Raw genomic sequence first — 18,092 nt, forward strand, 5'->3', positions numbered from 1 at the left:
GGTAGCGAAATTCCTTGTCGGGTAAGTTCCGACCTGCACGAATGGCGTAACGATGGCCACACTGTCTCCTCCTGAGACTCAGCGAAGTTGAAATGTTTGTGATGATGCAATCTCCCCGCGGAAAGACGGAAAGACCCCATGAACCTTTACTGTAGCTTTGTATTGGACTTTGAACGGATCTGTGTAGGATAGGTGGGAGGCTTTGAAGTGAGGTCGCTAGATCTCATGGAGCCAACGTTGAAATACCACCCTGGTGCGTTTGAGGTTCTAACCTAGGTCCATTAGCTGGATCGGGGACAGTGCATGGTAGGCAGTTTGACTGGGGCGGTCTCCTCCCAAAGCGTAACGGAGGAGTTCGAAGGTACGCTAGTTACGGTCGGACATCGTGACGATAGTGCAATGGCATAAGCGTGCTTAACTGCGAGACTGACAAGTCGAGCAGATGCGAAAGCAGGACATAGTGATCCGGTGGTTCTGTATGGAAGGGCCATCGCTCAACGGATAAAAGGTACTCTGGGGATAACAGGCTGATACCGCCCAAGAGTTCATATCGACGGCGGTGTTTGGCACCTCGATGTCGGCTCATCTCATCCTGGGGCTGTAGTCGGTCCCAAGGGTATGGCTGTTCGCCATTTAAAGAGGTACGTGAGCTGGGTTTAAAACGTCGTGAGACAGTTTGGTCCCTATCTTCCGTGGGCGCTGCAGATTTGAGGAAGCCTGCTCCTAGTACGAGAGGACCGGAGTGGACACACCTCTGGTGTATCGGTTGTCACGCCAGTGGCATTGCCGAGTAGCTAAGTGTGGAAGAGATAACCGCTGAAAGCATCTAAGCGGGAAACTCGTTTCAAGATGAGATCTGCCGGGGCCTTGAGCCCCCTGAAGGGTCGTTGTAGACCACGACGTTGATAGGCTGGGTGTGGAAGTGCAGCAATGCATTAAGCTAACCAGTACTAATTGCCCGTGCGGCTTGACCCTATAACTTTGACTGCCAATCGCAGCTCAAGACTGTTATGCCAAGTACGCAATCAAATCCACGCTGATTCACAGACTCTATGAATTCGCTGTGCAGTCATCTCTGCTCAGCAACCCTTTATGCCTGATGACCATAGCAAGTTGGTCCCACTCCTTCCCATCCCGAACAGGACAGTGAAACGACTTCGCGCCGATGATAGTGCGGGTTCCCGTGTGAAAGTAGGTCATCGTCAGGCTCTTACAGCCCAAACCGCCCTCCCACTACAACAGTGGGAGGGCGTTTTGCTTTAGGCTTGAGCGGTCAACATCGGCTGGCGCACAGCATTCAACAACTCCCAGTTGCCCTGTAGATCTGCAGCCGCTTGGTGTGTTGACGGGGATGTATCTGCTGTAGCATTGACGTTCACGTCAACTAACACGTTACATTGGAGCAGCCTCCCGGTCTGCAATGCATGGCTACCTACACCATCAGTGATCTTGCCAAAGAATTCGATCTCACGACTCGCGCCATGCGGTTCTACGAGGACATGGGCTTGCTGCGTCCGGAACGGGCAGGTCCAGGGGGGCGGAATCGGATTTACAGCGCACGCGATCGCACACGGCTCAAATTGACACTGCGGGCAAAGCGCCTGGGTCTATCGCTTACCGAAGCCAAAGAAATCATCGACCTCTACGACAGCCCTCGTGACACGGGGGTGCAACTGCGCAAGTTCCTAGAGGTTCTTGCGGTTCATCGTAGGCAGTTGGAGTCCCAGATGACGGACTTGCAAGCCAATCTGGACGAGGTGCGGGAGCATGAGCGCGAGGCTCAGGAACTGCTTCAAAAAATTGAAGCCCCAACGCCCAAAGTCGTGGATAATTGACGTTTACGTAAACGTCATATTTGCGCGTCCTGGCTTTGTCCGGCCTGTAGCGTCGTCGTCTTGGGCGTATCGCAGTGGGGACATATCGAGCCAACGACCCGTGAGAGATCATCTTCCGAGGAGACACCCATGAGCACCGCCACCCAGTTGCCAGGCCTGAACTTTCAGTTGGGCGAAGACATTGACGCCCTGCGCGACGCGGTGCGCGAATTCGCGCGAGCCGAGATTGCGCCTCGCGCTGCCGAGATCGACCGCAACGACCAGTTTCCCATGGACCTGTGGCGCAAGTTCGGTGATCTGGGCGTGTTGGGTATTACCGTGCCGGAGCAATACGGTGGTGCCGACATGGGCTACCTCGCGCACATGGTGGCCATGGAGGAGATTTCTCGCGCCAGCGCATCGGTGGGTTTGAGCTACGGCGCGCACAGCAACCTGTGCGTGAACCAGATCAACCGTAATGGCAACGAAGCACAGCGAAAAAAATACCTGCCCAAGCTGATCAGCGGGGAACACGTTGGCGCCCTCGCCATGAGCGAGCCCGGTGCCGGCTCTGACGTGATCAGCATGAAGCTGCGTGCGGAGGACAAGGGCGGCTACTACCTGCTCAACGGTTCCAAGATGTGGATCACCAATGGTCCGGATGCCGACACGCTGGTGGTGTACGCCAAGACCGAGCCTGAACTGGGTGCGCGCGGCGTGACTGCCTTCCTTATCGAAAAAGGCATGCAAGGCTTCAGCATTGCGCAGAAGCTCGACAAACTCGGCATGCGCGGCAGTCATACGGGGGAACTGGTGTTCCAGAACGTCGAGGTACCGGCTGAGAACGTGCTGGGCGGCGTGAACAACGGGGCCAAGGTGCTGATGAGCGGCCTGGACTACGAGCGCGCCGTACTGACGGGTGGGCCGCTGGGCATCATGCAGAGCGTGATGGACAACGTGGTGCCCTACATCCACGACCGCAAGCAGTTCGGCCAGAGCATTGGCGAGTTCCAGCTCATCCAGGGCAAGGTGGCCGACATGTACACCGTGCTCCAGGCGGGCCGCTCGTTCGCCTACACGGTGGCCAAGAACCTGGACATGCTGGGTTCCGACCACGTGCGCCAGGTGCGCAAGGATTGCGCCAGCGTCATCCTCTGGTGCGCCGAGAAAGCCACTTGGATGGCCGGCGAAGGTGTGCAGATCTACGGCGGCAACGGCTATATCAACGAATATCCGCTCGGTCGCCTGTGGCGGGATGCGAAACTCTACGAAATCGGCGCCGGTACCAGCGAGATCCGCCGCATGCTGATCGGCCGGGAGCTGTTTGCCGAAACCTGCTGATGGCCTGCGCCGACGCCGCTCATTCATTCACAGCAAGAAGAAAAGGATTGCCTTTATGACCACCGCCTCCATCGACGAGCTGTTTGCCCACAACCGCGAGTGGGCGGAACGGATGGAGCGTGACCGGCCAGGTTTCTTCACCGGCTTGCTGGCGCAGCAGAAACCGCGCTACATGTGGATCGGTTGCTCCGACAGCCGCGTACCGGCCAACCAGATCACGGGGTTGGAGCCGGGCGAGGTGTTCGTCCACCGCAACATCGCCAACGTGGTCGTGCCCACCGACCTCAACTGCCTGTCGACCATCCAGTACGCGGTCGACCAGCTCAAGGTCGAGCACCTGATGGTCGTGGGCCACTACGGCTGCGGTGGCGTATTGGCGGCGCTGCAGGACGCACGCATTGGTTTGGCGGACAACTGGATCCGCCATGTGAAGGACGTGCGCGACAAGCACGCCGCCCTGCTTGAAGGCATGGACGTGCAGTGGCGCCACGACGCGCTGTGCGAACTCAACGCGATCGAGCAGGTGATGAACATCGCCCACTCCACGGTGATGCAGGATGCCTGGGCGCGTGGCCAGAAGGTGCAGTTGCACGGATGGTGCTACAGCCTGAACAACGGCTTGATCACCAATCTGCAGATGTCCGTACCTGACGTGGCGGGGCTCGGCGAGGCGCACCGCCAAGCGGTGGCCCTGGTGGCCAGCCGCGTGCGCCAATAGGGCGCACCGCACTGCGCGCGGTTCTGCAGGCACAGTCATGTTTCCCGAGCGACTTGATGCCCCGCAGGCCTACGACATCGCCAAGGCGATGATGGATGGCTTCAACCGCCACTACCGCCTGTTTCGCGCCGAGTCTGCGCGCGCCAAGCACCGCTTCGAGACCGCCGACTGGCATGGCCAGCAACGCGCCCAGCGCGAGCGCATCGAGTTCTACGATCTGCGCGTCAAGGAGTGCGTGCGCCGCCTCGACAAGGAGTTCCACGCGGGTGAACAGTCCATGGAGGTGTGGCACCAGATCAAGCTGCACTACATCGGGCTCATGGTGAACCACCTGCAGCCCGAGCTGGCCGAGACCTTCTTCAATTCGGTCACCACCAAGATCCTGCACCGCACGCACTTCCACAACGACTTCATCTTCGTGCGACCCGCGGTGAGCACGGAGTACATCGAAAGCGACGACCCCGGGGCGCGGCCCACCTATCGCGCCTACTACCCGTCGCGCGACAACCTGCACGAGACCGTCGTGCGCATCGTCGAGCACTGTGCGCTGCAGCGGGACTTCGAGGACCTGCCGCGCGATGCGGGCTACGTGGTGCAGGCCCTGCAGCAGCGCCTGGGCGCGGTCAAGCTGCGCACCAACTTTCAGGTCCAGGTGCTGTCCAGCCTGTTCTTTCGCAACAAGGGTGCGTACCTGGTCGGCAAGGTCATCAACGGCTACAACGAACTGCCGTTTGCGTTGCCCATCCTGCATGGTGAGGATGGTCGCCTGCTGATCGACGCCGTGCTGTTCGGCGAGAACGACCTGCAGATGCTGTTCTCCTTTGCGCGGGCCTACTTCATGGTGGACATGGAGATCCCCAGTGCCTACGTGCAGTTCTTGCGCAGCCTCATGCCGCGCAAGCCCCGTGCCGAGCTCTACACCGCACTGGGCTTGGCCAAGCAGGGCAAAACGTTGTTCTACCGCGATTTCCTGCACCACCTGCGTTATTCCACCGACAAATTCCGCATCGCTCCCGGCATCAAGGGCATGGTGATGCTGGTGTTCGACCTGCCGAGCTTTCCCTACGTCTTCAAGCTCATCAAGGACCAGTTCCCCGCACCGAAGGACACCACGCGTGAACAGGTGCAGGGCAAGTACCTGCTGGTCAAGCAGCACGACCGCGTGGGACGGATGGCCGACACGCTGGAATACAGCCTGGTTGCCTTCCCGCGTGAGCGTTTCTCCGACGAACTCATCGAGGAGATCCGCAGGCATGCGCCGAGCCAGATCGAGATCAGCGACCGCGACGGCGATGGCCGCCAGGAGGTCATCATTGCGCACCTGTACATCGAGCGGCGCATGATCCCGCTGAACATCCACCTGCAGGAATGTTTCGATACCGGGCTCGACAAGCCCGAGGCACGCAGCGCGCTGGAGCATGCCGTCACCGAATACGGCAACGCCATCAAGGACATGGTCGCCGCCAACATCTTCCCCGGGGACATGCTCTGGAAGAACTTCGGCATCACCCGCAATGGCAAGGTCGTGTTCTACGACTACGACGAGATTGAGTACCTCACCGACTGCAACTTCCGCCGCGTGCCGCCGCCGCGTTGTGAGGAGGACGAAGTGTCTGGCGAGGTCTGGTGGCCCGTGGGGCCGCACGATGTGTTCCCCGAGACCTTCGGCCCGTTCCTGCTGGGTAACGACTCCGTGCGCGAGGCGTTCATGCGCCACCACGCCGACCTGCTGGACGTGGAGTTCTGGCAGTCGCACAAGGAACGCATCCAGGCCGGCCACTTGTACGACGTGTTTCCCTATGACAGCGCGCGGCGCTTTCGCTGCGCAAGCCCTTCCTCATTTCAAACCCAAGGAGATTCCACATGAGCCAACACCACGACCCCGTCGTCATCGTCAGCGCCGCGCGCACGCCCATGGGCGCTTTCATGAGCGACTTTGCCGACCTCGCGGCGCATGACTTGGGCGGCGCCGCCATCAAGGCCGCCGTCGAGCGTGCCGGCATTGCCCCCGAGAAGGTGGACGAAGTGCTGTTCGGCAACTGTTTGATGGCCGGCCAGGGCCAGGCGCCTGCGCGCCAGGCAGGCTTCAAGGGTGGGTTGCCGCAGAGCACCGGCGCGGTGACGCTGTCCAAGATGTGCGGCGCGGGCATGGAGGCCACCATCCTGGCCCATGACCAGCTGATCGCCGGCAGCCGCGACGTGATGGTCTCCGGCGGCATGGAGAGCATGACCAACGCCCCCTACCTGCTCAAGAAAGGGCGCGGCGGCTACCGCATGGGCCATGACAAGGTGTACGACCACATGATGCTCGACGGCCTGGAAGACGCCTACGAGGCCGGCCGCTCCATGGGCACCTTCGGTGAGGACTGCGCCGCCAAGTACAGCTTCACGCGCGAGCAGCAGGACGCCTTTGCCATCGAAAGCGTCAAGCGCGCGCAGCAGGCGACGCAAAGCGGCGCCTTCGCGACCGAGATCACACCCGTCACGGTCAAGACCCGCAAGGGCGATGTGACGGTGAGCATCGACGAAGGCCCGGCCAAGGCCAAGCTGGACAAGATCGCCGGCCTCAGGCCCGCGTTCAAGAAGGACGGCACCATCACCGCCGCCTCCAGCTCCAGCATCAACGACGGCGCCGCCGCCCTGGTGCTGATGCGCCAGTCCACCGCCCAGCAACTGGGCTGCAAGCCCCTGGCCAAGATCGTGGCGCACGCCACCCATTCCCAGGCTCCCGAGTGGTTCACCACCGCCCCCGTGGGTGCAACCCAGAAGGCCCTGAAGAAGGCCGGCTGGAAGGTCGAGGACGTGGACCTGTGGGAGGTGAACGAGGCCTTCGCCGTCGTGCCCATGGCGCTGATGGCCGAGCTGAACGTGCCGCATGACAAGGTCAACGTGCATGGCGGCGCTTGCGCTCTGGGCCACCCCATCGGCGCCAGCGGCGCGCGCATCATCGTGACATTGATCCACGCGCTGCAGCGCCATGGCAAGAAGAAGGGCCTGGCCACGCTGTGCATCGGCGGCGGCGAAGGCACGGCCATGGCCATCGAACTGGTCTGACCCGCCAGCCATGGGCGCCCCTGCACACGCAGTGGCGCTCTTTTTTAATAGCTGCTAGCGCTTGATGAATAAGCGCTGGCGGCCTATTTGGCTTATCACTTATGTCCACAGTCCTGGTGATTGGAGCGTCGCGCGGCATTGGTCTGGAGCTGGTGCGCCAGTACGCGACCGACGGCTGGCGCGTGCTGGCCACGGTGCGTGACGAAGCCGGCCGCGCGCGCGTGCAGACGCTGGGCGCGCAGGCCCTCACCGTGGACGTGGCCCAGCCCGCCAGCGTAAGCGGACTGGCCTGGATGCTGGACGGCGAAAAGCCCGACCTGGCGTTGTATGTCGCAGGCGTGATGCGCCGCCCCGGTGCGCGCACCCCGCCCACGCGCGAGGACTTCGACGCCGTTATGCACACCAACGTGCTGGGCTCCATGCAGGTCATTCCGCAGGTGGCGCCGCTGGTGGAGGCCGCGGGCGGCGTGTTTGCCTTCGTGTCCTCGTCCATGTCGCTGATCGGCGGCGTGCCGGACAGCAACGCCTGGCTGTACCGCACCAGCAAGGCGGCGCTGAACATGGCCGTGGCAGCGGCGCAGCACGATTACCCGGCCGCGACGCTCGTCACCATCGACCCCGGCTGGGTGCAGACCGACATGGGCGGCGAGGCCGCTCCGCTCACCGTGGCCGACAGCGTGCGCGGCATGCGCGCGGTGCTGGCGCAGGTCACACCCGCGGACCGCGCACGCCTGCTGCACCACGACGGCCGGCGCGCCACGCACTGGTAAGCCCGCGCAACGCGCCACTTCAAGAACCACTGAACCCTACGGAGACACGATGCTGCTGACCCAAGACCAGGAAATGATCCGCGACGCCGTGCGCGACTTCGCCCAGCAGGAGCTGTGGCCGAATGCCGCGCGCTGGGACAAGGAACACCACTTTCCACGCGAGGCGCACCAGGGCCTGGCCGCCTTGGGTGCCTACGGCATCTGCGTGCCCGAGGAGCTGGGCGGTGCAGGCCTGGACTACCTGACACTGGCCCTGGTGCTGGAGGAGATCGCCGCTGGCGACGGTGGTACCAGCACCGCGATCAGCGTGACCAACTGCCCGGTCAACGCCATCCTCATGCGCTACGGCAACGCGCAGCAGCAGCGCGACTGGCTCACGCCCCTGGCGCGCGGCGAGATGCTGGGCGCGTTCTGCCTGACCGAGCCGCATGTGGGCTCCGACGCTTCGGCCCTGCGCACGACGGCCGTCAAAGAAGGCAACGAGTACGTCATCAACGGCGTCAAGCAGTTCATCACCAGCGGCCAAAACGGCCAGGTCGCCATCGTCATCGCCGTCACCGACAAGGGTGCGGGCAAAAAGGGCATGAGCGCCTTCCTCGTGCCCACCAACAACCCCGGCTATGTGGTCGCGCGGCTCGAAGACAAACTGGGCCAGCACAGCAGCGACACGGCGCAGATCCACTTCGACAACTGCCGCATCCCGGCCGAGAACCTCATCGGCGCCGAGGGCGAGGGCTACAAGATCGCGCTGGGCGCGCTCGAAGGTGGCCGCATCGGTATCGCCGCGCAAAGCGTGGGCATGGCACGCAGCGCGTTTGATGCGGCGCTGGCGTACTCGAAAGAGCGCGAGAGCTTCGGCCAGCCCATCTTCAACCACCAGGCCGTGGGCTTTCGCCTGGCCGACTGCGCCACGCAGATCGAGGCCGCGCGCCAGCTCATCTGGCATGCCGCCGCGTTGCGCGATGCGGGCCGGCCCTGCCTCAAGGAAGCCGCCATGGCCAAGCTGTTCGCCAGCGAGATGGCCGAGCGGGTGTGCAGCGTCGCCATCCAGACGCTGGGCGGCTACGGCGTGGTCAGCGACTTCCCGGTCGAGCGCATCTACCGCGACGTGCGCGTCTGCCAGATCTACGAAGGCACGAGCGACGTGCAGAAGATCATCATCCAGCGCGCGCTGGCTTGAATGCTATAAATATAATAGCTAATAGCGCTTGATGCATAAGCGCTAGAGGCCAAAAACACCTGATAAGTTGATGAACTACGAAGCCCTTCTGTTTGACTGCGACGGCGTGCTGGTGGACAGCGAGGCCATCACCAATGGCGTGCTGTGCGCCATGCTGAACGAGGCCGGCTGGGCGCTGGCGCCTGACGAGTGCATGCGGATCTTCATTGGCAAGACGGTGCGCAGCGAGGCCGCGCGCATCGAGGCGCACACCGGCCAGCCGCTGACCGACGCCTGGATGGCCGCGTTTTACGCGCGCCGCAACGCGCTGCTGGAGGCCGAGCTGCAGCCGATCGAAGGCGCCATTGAGGCCGTGCGCGCCGTGCATGCGCGCCTGGGCGGGCGCATTGCCTGCGCCTCGGGAGCCGACCGCTACAAGGTCGAAATGCAGCTGCAGAAAGTGGGCTTGGCGCCGTACTTTGGTGCCAACGTGTTCAGCGGCCACGAAATGCCGCGCACCAAGCCCGCGCCCGATGTGTACCTGGCCGCTGCCGCCGCACTGGGCGTGCCGCCGCAGCGCTGTCTGGTGGTGGAAGACACGGTGACGGGCGTTGCCGCCGGGGTGGCCGCCGGCGCCACTGTGGTGGGCTTCAGCCCCTCGCTGGTGGGGCACGGCGCACCCGAGGCCCTGCTTGCCGCCGGGGCGGTGCGCGTCATTGCCCACATGAGCGAGCTGCCCGCCCTGCTGGGCTGAGAGGCGGAGGCTCTATGGCCCCTGCCCGCCCGCCTTGCACGCCACAGCGCGCCGGACCCGTGCCGTCAATGCCCCGCCATCGCCTGTTGGGCCATGGCCTTGCTTTGCGCCTTGATCAGGGGTGTTGACGCGCCGTGCGGGCACGGCCGAAAAAACCTCGGCCTTTGACGCGTCTGCGGCGGGCGCTGCTGGCGCGGCAGGTTGCCGGCTTTCAGTGCGGCAATGCAATGCAGCCCGCCCGCGCAAGGCCGGGCTGCAACCGGTGCCTTAAAACGATTCCCAGTCGTCCTCTGCGCCTGCTCTGGCGGTCTTGACGGGTTTTGGCGGATTGGGGGCGTGCAGTGCGGCCGGTTTGGCGGGCGCTGCCTTGAAGGCCGTGGGCTTGCGTGCCGGTGCGGGCATGCGCACCGGGGCAGCCTTGGGTGCGGGGCGGGCTGTAAGCGCTGGCGCCGCTCTGGCCGGCATCGAGCTTGAACACCGCCACGGCCTGCACCAGTTCTTGCGCCTGGCTGCTCAGGCTGCCTGCGGCGGCGGCCATCTCTTCAACCAGCGCGGCATTTTGCTGCGTGGCCTGGTCCATCTGCGTCACGGCTTCGCCCACCTGGGCCACGCCGCTGGCCTGCTCGGAGCTGGCCGCGTTGATCTCGCCCATCAGGTCGGTCACGCGGCGAATGCTCTGCACCACCTCGGTCATGGTCTCGCCCGCCTGGTCGGCCATGGCGCTGCCTTGCTCCGCGCGCTCCACACTGGCGCTGATGAGCTGCTTGATCTCTTTGGCGGCCTCGGCGCTGCGCCCGGCCAGGGACCGCACCTCGCTGGCCACCACGGCAAAACCCCGGCCCTGCTCGCCGGCACGCGCGGCTTCCACGGCGGCGTTCAGCGCCAGGATGTTGGTCTGAAAAGCAATGCCATCAATCACGCCAATGATGTCGGCAATGCGCTGTGAGCTCTCGTTGATGCCCTTCATGGTCTGCACCACCTGGCCCACCACCTCGCCGCCGCGCACGGCCACGTCCGAAGCGCTGCGTGCCAAGGCGTTGGCCTGGCTGGCACTTTCGGCGTTCTGGCGCACGGTGGCGCCCAGCTGCTCCATGGAGGCGGCGGTTTCTTCCAGTGCGCTGGCCTGGCTCTCGGTGCGGGCCGACAAGTCCTGGTTGCCCTGTGCGATCTCCGAGCTGGCCATGGCCACGCTGTCTGAGCTGCGCCGCACCTGCGCGACGACTTGGGCAAGGCCTTCTTTCATGGCGGCAAGCTGGGCCATCAGGCTGGTGGTGTCGCCATCCTTCACGGCAATCGACTGGGTGAAATCACCGGCGGCCACGGCGCGGGCCACCTCGGCGGCGGTGCTGGGCTCGCCGCCCAGTTCACGCGTCAGGCTGCGGCTGATCAGCCAGCCCAGGCCTATAGCCAACAGCAATGCTCCAATGCCCAACGCGATGAGTACAGTGCGTGCATTCGAGGCGGTGGTCTGTGCGTCCTGGCCTGCTTCAGTGATGGCTTGCTTTCCATGATCCACCAAGGCGGTGACAACCGATCTGTAAGTCTCCAGTTCAGGTCGCAGCTTGGTGTTCAGAAATTCCCGGCTTTGGTCAGGCTGATCGGACTTGACCAACTTGATCAATTCGTCCTGTCCGGCGATATAGCGCGCGCGCTGCTCTTTGACCTTTTCCAGTTTGGCGCGCTCGGTTGGGTCAGTCACCGACTTGTCCAGTGCGTCAATTTGCTTGCCGATTTCCTGGCGTGCCTTGGCAATGGCCTGCACTTGGCGCTCGCGGTCGGCTGCATCGGGGGTCAGCATCATGTTGCGCAGCGCTATGGCAATCTCGTTGGTATGCGTCAAAATGGTAGTGGATGCAACGATGCGGGGGAAATGGTCGGCGACCACGGCTTTGAGGTCTGCTCCCATGCGGCTCATGGCCATCAGGCCCATGAGCACTGAAGCCACCAGCAAGACACAGACCACGCCAAAACCAACGGTCAGGCGCGTGCGCACGCGCCAGGAAGAAAAATCAAACACGGCAACTCCAGATGAGGGGTAGGTACCTGCAAGGCAATCCGACGACGCTCGCCGCAGGCGGGTCAGCCACTTCACCTTGGAGGATTGAAAATACAGCACCTGCGCAGGTTGCAGTAGTGCAGTTGTTACTCAATTTTACATTTTAGGGGTTTTCCCTTGGTTTGGCTACCGGCGTGGCATGGTCTGGATCAAGGCGAACACTTGCGCGCGGTTGTATGTGCTCATCTCGGTGCGTCCGTGGGGCCCCGGGCTGCACAGACGGCATTCAATAATCAGAGGGTTGTCCCGCCGATTGCTTCCACCGCCCGTCTGCCATGCCCCAAACCCCGCACCCACCCCAGTTTTTGCCCGCCTCTCCCTGTCCCTGCGGTGCTTTGTCGCCCCGGCAAAAAGCCCTGGTCTACGCCGACTGCTGCGGGCGTTATGTGGAGGATTTCGATGCCACGCCCGCGCCCGACGCCGAGCGGTTGATGCGCTCGCGCTATAGCGCTTTTGTGTTGCAACGGCGCGACTATTTGCTGGCCACCTGGCACGCCAGCCAGCGCCCGGCCACGCTGGAGTTCGAGCCCGGCGCGCACTGGCTGGGCCTTGCGGTGCGCAGCCACCGCGTGCTGGATGCCGACCACGCCGAGGTCGAGTTTGTGGCCCGCTACCGTGTGGCCGGGCGCGCCGTGCGACTGCACGAATGCAGCCGCTTCGTGCGCGAGGCCGGGCGCTGGTACTACGTGGATGGTGACAGCCGCTGAGTTGAGGCCAAAAATGGCTCTAGCCCTTATGGAGTAAGCGCAAGCAGCTATCAAAAACAAAGTGCTTGCGGTGCAGGCCGTTGGAAAAAAAGAAATTTCAATGAAAACTGCCCCAAGCGCTTATGTAGCAAGCGCCCTTAGCTATTTATTACAGAGCAATTTTGTCGCGCCGTGGGGCAGGAAGAGGGGACATCGGTGGCGCGGCCACACTGCGGGTGGCGCCCGGTCAGCGGCCCGTCACAACACCACGGGCGCACACGGCACACTCGGGGGAGTTTCCCGTTTTTTCTTCAAGGAGCACTCCATGCAACGACGCCAATTCCAGGCCTGTAGTTTTGCCGCACTGATCGCCCTGGCCACCACGCGGGCGCAGGCCCTGTCGCTGGGTGAGCTCAGCAATGCCGACGCCAGCAGCGGCGTGAAGGCCGCGCTAGAGCAGGGCGCGCTGGCGGCTGTGGGCTTGCTGGGCCAATCTGGCGGGTTTTTGAACAACCCCAAGGTGCGCATCCCGCTGCCGGGTTACCTCAACGACGCGGCCAAGCTGATGAAGCGATTTGGCCAGGGCCAGCGCATCGAAGAGCTGGAAACCTCGATCAACCGCGCCGCCGAAGCCGCCGTGCCCATGGGCAAGGACCTGCTGGTCGGCGCCGTGCGCAGCATGACGGTGACCGATGCCAAAAACATCCTGGCGGGCGGCGACACGTCGGTCACGCAGTTCTTTTCCGAAAAAACCCGCGCCCCGCTGGGCCAGAAGTTTCTGCCCGTCGTCACCCAGGCCACCAAGAAAGTGGGCCTGGCACAGCAATACAACGCCTTTGCGGGCAAGGCCGCGGGTTTTGGCCTGGTGAAGAAGGAAGACGCGACCATCGAGCAGTACGTGACTGGCAAGACGCTGGACGGCCTGTATCTGGTGATTGGCGAGCAAGAGCAGCAACTGCGCCAGAACCCGGCGGCAGCGGGCAGCGCCATCCTGAAGAAGGTGTTTGGGGCGCTGAAGTAAGGGGAGAAGGGCAGCGAAAAGAGTTTGAGCCAAATCGGGCTCTGGCGCTTATCTGGTAAGCGCCAGAAGCTATTATTTAAATAGCATCTGCCCGGGCAAAGCGCACGCAGCCAGCCCCGTCACCCCGCCTGCCGCTTCTTGAGCGCGCACAAATCCACCATGCCCGCCAGCGCCCGCGGGTCGCTGCCCGCCGGGAAGATGCGGTGCTTCTGGATCTTCTGCGTGCCGGTGGTCGGGATCTCGTCGGCAAACCACCACCAGCCCGGCGCCTTGTAGTAAGCCAGCTCGCGCAGGCAGAACGCCTGCAGGGTGTGCGCCGCGTCGGCGTGTGCCATGCCCGCTGCGGCAGCGGGGTCGAGCACCACGCAGGCCAGCACTTCCTCTTCGCGCACCGCGTCGGGCACAGCCATCACGGCCGCCTGGTGCACCAGCGGGTGGGTGAGCAGGAGCGCCTCGACCTCGGCGGCGGCAATGTTCTCGCCCGAGCGGCGGATAATGTTCTTGCGCCGGTCCATGAAGCGCAGCATGCCGCTGGCATCGCGCGTGACGATGTCGCCGGTGTGAAACCAGCCGCCGCGCCAGGCGGCCTCGGTGGCCTCCGGGTCGTTCAGGTAACCGCTGAAAAAGTCCTTGCGCGGCGTGGCCGCCGAATGGCGCACCCACATCTCGCCGGGCTGGCCGTCGGCCACCTCGGTGCCCGCTTCGTCCACCACGCACACCTCCAGGCCGGGCTCGGCGCGGCCAAAGGCGCGCGTGCCGATCTGGCGCGGCGCGTGGTGGTCGGAGATGACGCGCACGATCTCGGTCATGCCCCACAGCTCCACCAAGGGCAGGCCAAAGCGCTCTTCGAATACGGTGTGCAACTGCGGCTCGACACCGGCGCCGTAGCCAAAGCGCACGCTGTGCGCGCGCTCCAGCGGACTGGCAGGCTGGGCCAGCAGCATGGGCACCACCACGCCCAGGTAATGCACGATGGTGGCCCGGCTCTCGCACACCTCCTGCCACCAGCGCGACGGTGCAAAGCGGTCGGTCTGCACCTGGCAGCCGCCGGTCAGCAGCATGCAATAGAACGACAGGATGGACGCGTTCACATGGAACAGCGGCAGCGGGTTGTACAGCCGCTCCTGGCCTTCGCGGATGGCCACCATGCCACCCCGGCGCGCATACCAGTCGCCGGCCGCCAGTTCGTAGCGGTGCGACAGCACGCAACCCTTGGGCTGCCCGGTGGTGCCCGAGGTGTAAAGGATGCTGGCGGGCGTGTCGGCCTGCGGCGCGCCAGCCTGTGCGGGCTGTGCCGGTGGCGGCAGCGCAGCCATGTCATCGGGTGTGGCCACTGGCGGCTGGTGGCGCGCCTCGGCCAGCGCGGCGCGCACGGCGGGCAGGCGCGTGGGCAGGGCCACCACCAGGTCCACGCGCGCATGGTCGATCAGATAGGCCAGCTCGCGCGGGCGGTAGTCGCGGTTGATGGGCACCACGCACACACCCAGGGTGTTCAGCGCCAGTTTGTGCAGCAGGTGCTCGGGCCGGCTTTCCAGAAACAGGCCCACGCGGTGGCCCAGACCATAGCCGGCGGCGCGGTAGTGCTGCATGAGTGCGCGCACGGCGCTGGCGGCCTCGTCATAGCGGATCTCGCGGCCTTGCGGGTCGTAGCTGCGCGCCGGGTTGGCGGGCACGGCCAGCAGGCTGTTGGGCCCGTAGGCTGCGGCGGCGCGCATGAAGGCGTTGCCGATGGTGGTGGTCTGGGTGATGGTGATCATGGCGCTGTAGCGGCTGGCAGAGCGGGATGCGATGCAGTGTAGGCCGGTGGGCGCAAACCTGGGGTGCAATCGTTGTCACCGAGGTTGGATTCGATGCCGCAGCCCGGGCCAGCCTCGGATATTCAGCGGGGCGGTGCTGTGCAGCAGTTTCTGGGCGCGAACTCGTTGCGCTCAAGGGGCCAGGATCCAGTCGGCGATTTGCCCCACAACGTCTGTCTCCAGGCCGTTGAACCCGTGGTGGGCAAATGCTGCGCAGGCATCTCCCTGGTTCTTGCCGCCTGTGGCCGTGATGAGGTGGCTGCGGCGTGCGTGGGTCAGTTTCGCCATCAGGCTGGGAATGTCGGTGTACGCGCAATGCGCGCATCCGTCTTGCTGGTGGTGCACCACCAGCACGGGCACCTGGATTTTTTCAAGGGGCATGGCCGTCACCGGGCGCTGTTTGTCATCCGACAGGATGGACGCCGTCAACACCAGGCCATCGGGGGCGTCTGCGCCCTGCAGCACCGTTGCCGCATAGGCGGCCGATTGCGTGCCACGGCTGGTGCCCACCAGCCACACGGGCACTTTGGCGGTGGTTTTCAGCCATGCAATGGTGGCTTGCAAATCGGTCACATGCTCCGCCGTTTGGCGAAAACCATTGAGAAACGGTGCGCGTTGCCGATCCGATGGCGCATCCACCACCACCGTCATCAACCCCTTGTCGGCGAACAGTTGCCGCGATCTGACGAGGAAATTGCCTTCGCCCCATTTGAACGACCCGTTCGGAAATATCTGCAACCCCCCGTGTCCGCCCGCCAGCAGAACGACGGCGGCTTTGGGTTCAGGGGGCGTGATCACCAGCATGCGCTGCGTCACGCCTGGGCGGGTGGGCAGGTCTACCACCGTGGGCTGTGGCTGTGGCTGGGCCTGGGCCGTGCACGACAGGGCCAGTGCCGCGATACCGATGAGTCGCTTGAACATGTTGGGTGCTCCGTGAAGGGGTTGTGGGGCAAGAGTGCAGGCCTTCAAGGCTGCGTGTCTGGCGCGGGCGTGGTGGGTACGCCCTGTTCTTCGGCGGCCCGCGTTTGTGCCGCCATGGCCCGCTGGTAGCCAGGCCGTACCTGCAACCGCTGCCAATAGGCTTGGGTGGCCGGTCCAAATTGCGCGGCCAGGCCCAGGTGCTGCGCTAGCAGCAGCGCATACCCCACCGCCACATCGGCCGCCGTGAAGCGGCCCGCGCACAGATGGTCGTTGTGCGCCAATGCAGACTCCACTGCGCGCAGCCGCGCCAGAAACCAGCGCGTGTAGTCCTGCACCACCTGCGGCTGCTGCCGCTCCGTGGGTTCAAAGCGACCATAGCGCAGCACCAGCGTCTGCGGAAAGGTCAGCGTCGCATCGCTCATGTGCAGCCAGTTCAGGTAGGCGCCATAGGCGGGGTCGGTGGGCGGTACATCCAGGCCCGCGTCGGGGTGCGTGGCGGCGAGGTATTGGCACGTGGCCGCCGATTCGGTCATGCGCACATCGCCCTGGGTCAGCAGCGGCACCGTGCCCAGCGGGTTCAGTTCCAGAAAGCTGCGCGCCAGCGCCCGAGGCGGAAAGGGCAGCATGTGCAGCTGGTAGGGCAGTTGCAGCTCTTCGAGCATCCACAGGGGGCGGAAGGAGCGGGCGCTGATGCAGTGGTGGAGGTGGAGCATGGAGAAATTGCTTTGTGACGAAAGTCACTCACTCAGAACTTGCTCTGGCGCGCAGTGCGGAGGAGGTCAAAATGTTTCGGCATACAGATTAGCTGCGCTGCGAACCGTAGGACGCTAGTGTAGTGTTTGATTCTTAATGAAACTTAATTGAGCAACCACGCTCCAATGCTCTACTACGGTTTGCATTGGAGTGAAAAATTGCGAGTTGCCCCGACGATTGTGTTGACGGATGAAGAGGAAAGCGAGCTGAGCCGGCTGGCGCGCTCCAAGCGCACCAGCGTCAGATTGGCCCAGCGCGCCCAGATCGTGCTGCTGGCCGCGCAGGGGCTGCAAAACAAGGATATTGCCGAGCAGCTTGGCATTGGGCGCGTGCAGGTGGCGCGCTGGCGTGAACGCTACCTGCAATTGGGGCTGCAAGGTATCGAGCGCGACTTGCCGCGCGGCGCACCGCCGGTGAAGGTGGATGTGGCCAAGCTTGTGAAGCTAACCACACAGACCAAGCCCGAGGCGGCCACGCACTGGAGCACGCGCACGATGGCCGCTGAGTTGGGCGTCAGCGCCAGCACCGTGATGCGCCATTGGCAGGCCCACGGTCTCAAGCCTCACATCGTGCGCGGCTTCAAGGTCTCGCGCGATCCGCAGTTCGTGCAAAAGCTCGAAGACATCGTGGGGCTTTACATGTCGCCGCCCGAGCATGCGCTGGTGCTGTGCTGCGACGAAAAGAGCCAGGTGCAGGCGCTGGACCGAACGCAGCCCGGGCTGCCGCTCAAGAAGGGGCGCGCGGCCACCATGACGCACGACTACAAGCGCAACGGCACAACCACCTTGTTCGCTGCGCTCAACGTGCTCAACGGTCAGGTCATCGGCCAGTGCCAGCAGCGCCACACCCACATCGAGTGGCTGAAGTTCCTGCGTCAAATCAATCGGGAGACGCCCAAGGACAAGACGCTGCATCTGATCGCCGACAACTACGCCACGCACAAGCATCCAGCTGTGCAGGAGTGGCTGGCCAAGCACCCCAGATTCAACATGCACTTCACGCCGACCTCGGCATCGTGGCTGAACATGGTCGAGCGCTTCTTTCGCGACATCTCCGAGAACCGGCTACGCCGCGGGGTGTTCACCAGCGTGCCCGAACTCGTCTCGGCCATCGATGAGTACATCGCGCATCACAACACCAACCCCAAGCCGTTCATCTGGACCAAGAACGCTCGCGACATCCTGCAAAAGGTCATCCGCGCCAATAGCCGATTAAGTTCCAAACAGAATGCAACACTACACTAGCACCG

15 protein-coding genes and 2 rRNA genes (1 of these 17 only partly in view) are annotated in these 18,092 nt (G+C 63.8%); 13 read left to right on the forward strand and 4 right to left on the reverse strand.

Annotated elements, in window-relative coordinates:
* From I3K84_RS15310 to I3K84_RS15355, 10 genes are all read left to right on the forward strand, one after another.
* A 23S ribosomal RNA gene (locus I3K84_RS15310) occupies positions 1-975 on the forward strand (it extends 1,901 nt beyond the left edge of the window).
* A gap of 120 nt (positions 976-1,095) precedes the next feature.
* Positions 1,096-1,208 (forward strand): 5S ribosomal RNA (rrf, locus tag I3K84_RS15315).
* 216 nt (positions 1,209-1,424) lie between these two features.
* On the forward strand, positions 1,425-1,835 hold the full coding sequence (locus I3K84_RS15320; protein WP_011806870.1) for a MerR family DNA-binding transcriptional regulator: 411 nt from the start codon (positions 1,425-1,427) through the stop codon (positions 1,833-1,835).
* Between the two features lie 129 nt (positions 1,836-1,964).
* Positions 1,965-3,155: an isovaleryl-CoA dehydrogenase gene (locus I3K84_RS15325; RefSeq protein WP_196994918.1), complete on the forward strand. Its 1,191-nt coding sequence runs from the start codon at positions 1,965-1,967 to the stop codon at positions 3,153-3,155.
* Between the two features lie 55 nt (positions 3,156-3,210).
* Positions 3,211-3,873, forward strand: a complete 663-nt coding sequence (gene can / locus I3K84_RS15330; RefSeq protein WP_015914330.1) for a carbonate dehydratase — start codon at positions 3,211-3,213, stop codon at positions 3,871-3,873.
* A gap of 37 nt (positions 3,874-3,910) precedes the next feature.
* A complete protein-coding gene (gene aceK / locus I3K84_RS15335; RefSeq protein WP_196994919.1) occupies positions 3,911-5,740 on the forward strand; it encodes a bifunctional isocitrate dehydrogenase kinase/phosphatase in 1,830 nt (609 codons plus the stop codon).
* Positions 5,737-6,927: an acetyl-CoA C-acyltransferase gene (locus tag I3K84_RS15340; RefSeq protein WP_047350685.1), complete on the forward strand. Its 1,191-nt coding sequence runs from the start codon at positions 5,737-5,739 to the stop codon at positions 6,925-6,927. Before aceK ends, I3K84_RS15340 begins: the two co-directional genes overlap by 4 nt.
* A 101-nt stretch (positions 6,928-7,028) precedes the next feature.
* Positions 7,029-7,697: an SDR family oxidoreductase gene (locus tag I3K84_RS15345; RefSeq protein WP_196994920.1), complete on the forward strand. Its 669-nt coding sequence runs from the start codon at positions 7,029-7,031 to the stop codon at positions 7,695-7,697.
* A 49-nt stretch (positions 7,698-7,746) separates the two neighbouring features.
* Positions 7,747-8,877 (forward strand): acyl-CoA dehydrogenase family protein, encoded by a 1,131-nt coding sequence (locus tag I3K84_RS15350; RefSeq protein ID WP_196994921.1) that lies wholly within the window; start codon positions 7,747-7,749, stop codon positions 8,875-8,877.
* Positions 8,878-8,947: 70 nt separating this feature from the next.
* Positions 8,948-9,610 (forward strand): HAD family phosphatase, encoded by a 663-nt coding sequence (locus I3K84_RS15355; RefSeq protein ID WP_011806863.1) that lies wholly within the window; start codon positions 8,948-8,950, stop codon positions 9,608-9,610.
* A 211-nt stretch (positions 9,611-9,821) separates the two neighbouring features.
* Here the strand turns inward: I3K84_RS15355 and I3K84_RS22500 are convergent, their stop codons facing one another.
* Complete coding sequence (locus I3K84_RS22500; protein ID WP_196994922.1) at positions 9,822-11,627, reverse strand: methyl-accepting chemotaxis protein; 1,806 nt, start codon at positions 11,625-11,627, stop codon at positions 9,822-9,824.
* Positions 11,628-11,941: 314 nt separating this feature from the next.
* On the opposite strand from I3K84_RS22500, the gene I3K84_RS15365 reads away from it, so the two are divergent.
* Together I3K84_RS15365 and I3K84_RS15370 are read left to right on the forward strand one after the other, a co-directional pair.
* Positions 11,942-12,373, forward strand: coding sequence for a YchJ family protein (locus I3K84_RS15365; protein ID WP_024814007.1), 432 nt, complete (start codon positions 11,942-11,944; stop codon positions 12,371-12,373).
* Positions 12,374-12,677: 304 nt separating this feature from the next.
* Positions 12,678-13,373 carry a DUF4197 domain-containing protein gene (locus tag I3K84_RS15370; RefSeq protein WP_011806860.1) on the forward strand — a complete coding sequence of 232 codons (696 nt, stop codon included), beginning with the start codon at positions 12,678-12,680 and terminating at the stop codon, positions 13,371-13,373.
* Between the two features lie 119 nt (positions 13,374-13,492).
* Here the strand turns inward: I3K84_RS15370 and I3K84_RS15375 are convergent, their stop codons facing one another.
* The 3 genes from I3K84_RS15375 to I3K84_RS15385 all read right to left on the reverse strand — a co-directional run bounded on the left by I3K84_RS15375 (position 13,493) and on the right by I3K84_RS15385 (position 16,803).
* The gene (locus I3K84_RS15375; RefSeq protein WP_196994923.1) at positions 13,493-15,130 is read right to left on the reverse strand and encodes an AMP-binding protein; all 1,638 of its coding nucleotides are present in this window, start codon (positions 15,128-15,130) and stop codon (positions 13,493-13,495) included.
* 171 nt (positions 15,131-15,301) lie between these two features.
* Positions 15,302-16,090 (reverse strand): alpha/beta hydrolase, encoded by a 789-nt coding sequence (locus I3K84_RS15380; protein ID WP_196994924.1) that lies wholly within the window; start codon positions 16,088-16,090, stop codon positions 15,302-15,304.
* Positions 16,091-16,134: 44 nt separating this feature from the next.
* A complete protein-coding gene (locus tag I3K84_RS15385) occupies positions 16,135-16,803 on the reverse strand; it encodes a glutathione S-transferase family protein (RefSeq protein WP_196994925.1) in 669 nt (222 codons plus the stop codon).
* Positions 16,804-16,968: 165 nt separating this feature from the next.
* On the opposite strand from I3K84_RS15385, the gene I3K84_RS15390 reads away from it, so the two are divergent.
* The gene (locus I3K84_RS15390; protein ID WP_231403305.1) at positions 16,969-18,087 is read left to right on the forward strand and encodes an IS630 family transposase; all 1,119 of its coding nucleotides are present in this window, start codon (positions 16,969-16,971) and stop codon (positions 18,085-18,087) included.
* Positions 18,088-18,092: the final 5 nt, after the last annotated feature.

Origin of the sequence: Diaphorobacter sp. JS3051, from assembly GCF_015832135.1 — a bacterium.
Taxonomy (GTDB): domain Bacteria; phylum Pseudomonadota; class Gammaproteobacteria; order Burkholderiales; family Burkholderiaceae_C; genus Diaphorobacter; species Diaphorobacter nitroreducens.

Excerpts from the sequence above, each read along its gene's own strand:
- I3K84_RS15390 (WP_231403305.1), top strand. The coding sequence starts at position 16,969 with ATGCTCTACTACGGTTTGCATTGGAGTGAAAAATTGCGAGTTGCCCCG.
- I3K84_RS15380 (WP_196994924.1), bottom strand. The coding sequence starts at position 16,090 with ATGTTCAAGCGACTCATCGGTATCGCGGCACTGGCCCTGTCGTGCACG.
- aceK (WP_196994919.1), top strand. The coding sequence starts at position 3,911 with ATGTTTCCCGAGCGACTTGATGCCCCGCAGGCCTACGACATCGCCAAG.
- I3K84_RS15325 (WP_196994918.1), top strand. The coding sequence starts at position 1,965 with ATGAGCACCGCCACCCAGTTGCCAGGCCTGAACTTTCAGTTGGGCGAA.
- can (WP_015914330.1), top strand. The coding sequence starts at position 3,211 with ATGACCACCGCCTCCATCGACGAGCTGTTTGCCCACAACCGCGAGTGG.
- I3K84_RS15350 (WP_196994921.1), top strand. The coding sequence starts at position 7,747 with ATGCTGCTGACCCAAGACCAGGAAATGATCCGCGACGCCGTGCGCGAC.
- I3K84_RS15320 (WP_011806870.1), top strand. The coding sequence starts at position 1,425 with ATGGCTACCTACACCATCAGTGATCTTGCCAAAGAATTCGATCTCACG.
- I3K84_RS15385 (WP_196994925.1), bottom strand. The coding sequence starts at position 16,803 with ATGCTCCACCTCCACCACTGCATCAGCGCCCGCTCCTTCCGCCCCCTG.
- I3K84_RS15340 (WP_047350685.1), top strand. The coding sequence starts at position 5,737 with ATGAGCCAACACCACGACCCCGTCGTCATCGTCAGCGCCGCGCGCACG.
- I3K84_RS15370 (WP_011806860.1), top strand. The coding sequence starts at position 12,678 with ATGCAACGACGCCAATTCCAGGCCTGTAGTTTTGCCGCACTGATCGCC.
- I3K84_RS15345 (WP_196994920.1), top strand. The coding sequence starts at position 7,029 with ATGTCCACAGTCCTGGTGATTGGAGCGTCGCGCGGCATTGGTCTGGAG.
- I3K84_RS15355 (WP_011806863.1), top strand. The coding sequence starts at position 8,948 with ATGAACTACGAAGCCCTTCTGTTTGACTGCGACGGCGTGCTGGTGGAC.
- I3K84_RS15375 (WP_196994923.1), bottom strand. The coding sequence starts at position 15,130 with ATGATCACCATCACCCAGACCACCACCATCGGCAACGCCTTCATGCGC.
- I3K84_RS15365 (WP_024814007.1), top strand. The coding sequence starts at position 11,942 with ATGCCCCAAACCCCGCACCCACCCCAGTTTTTGCCCGCCTCTCCCTGT.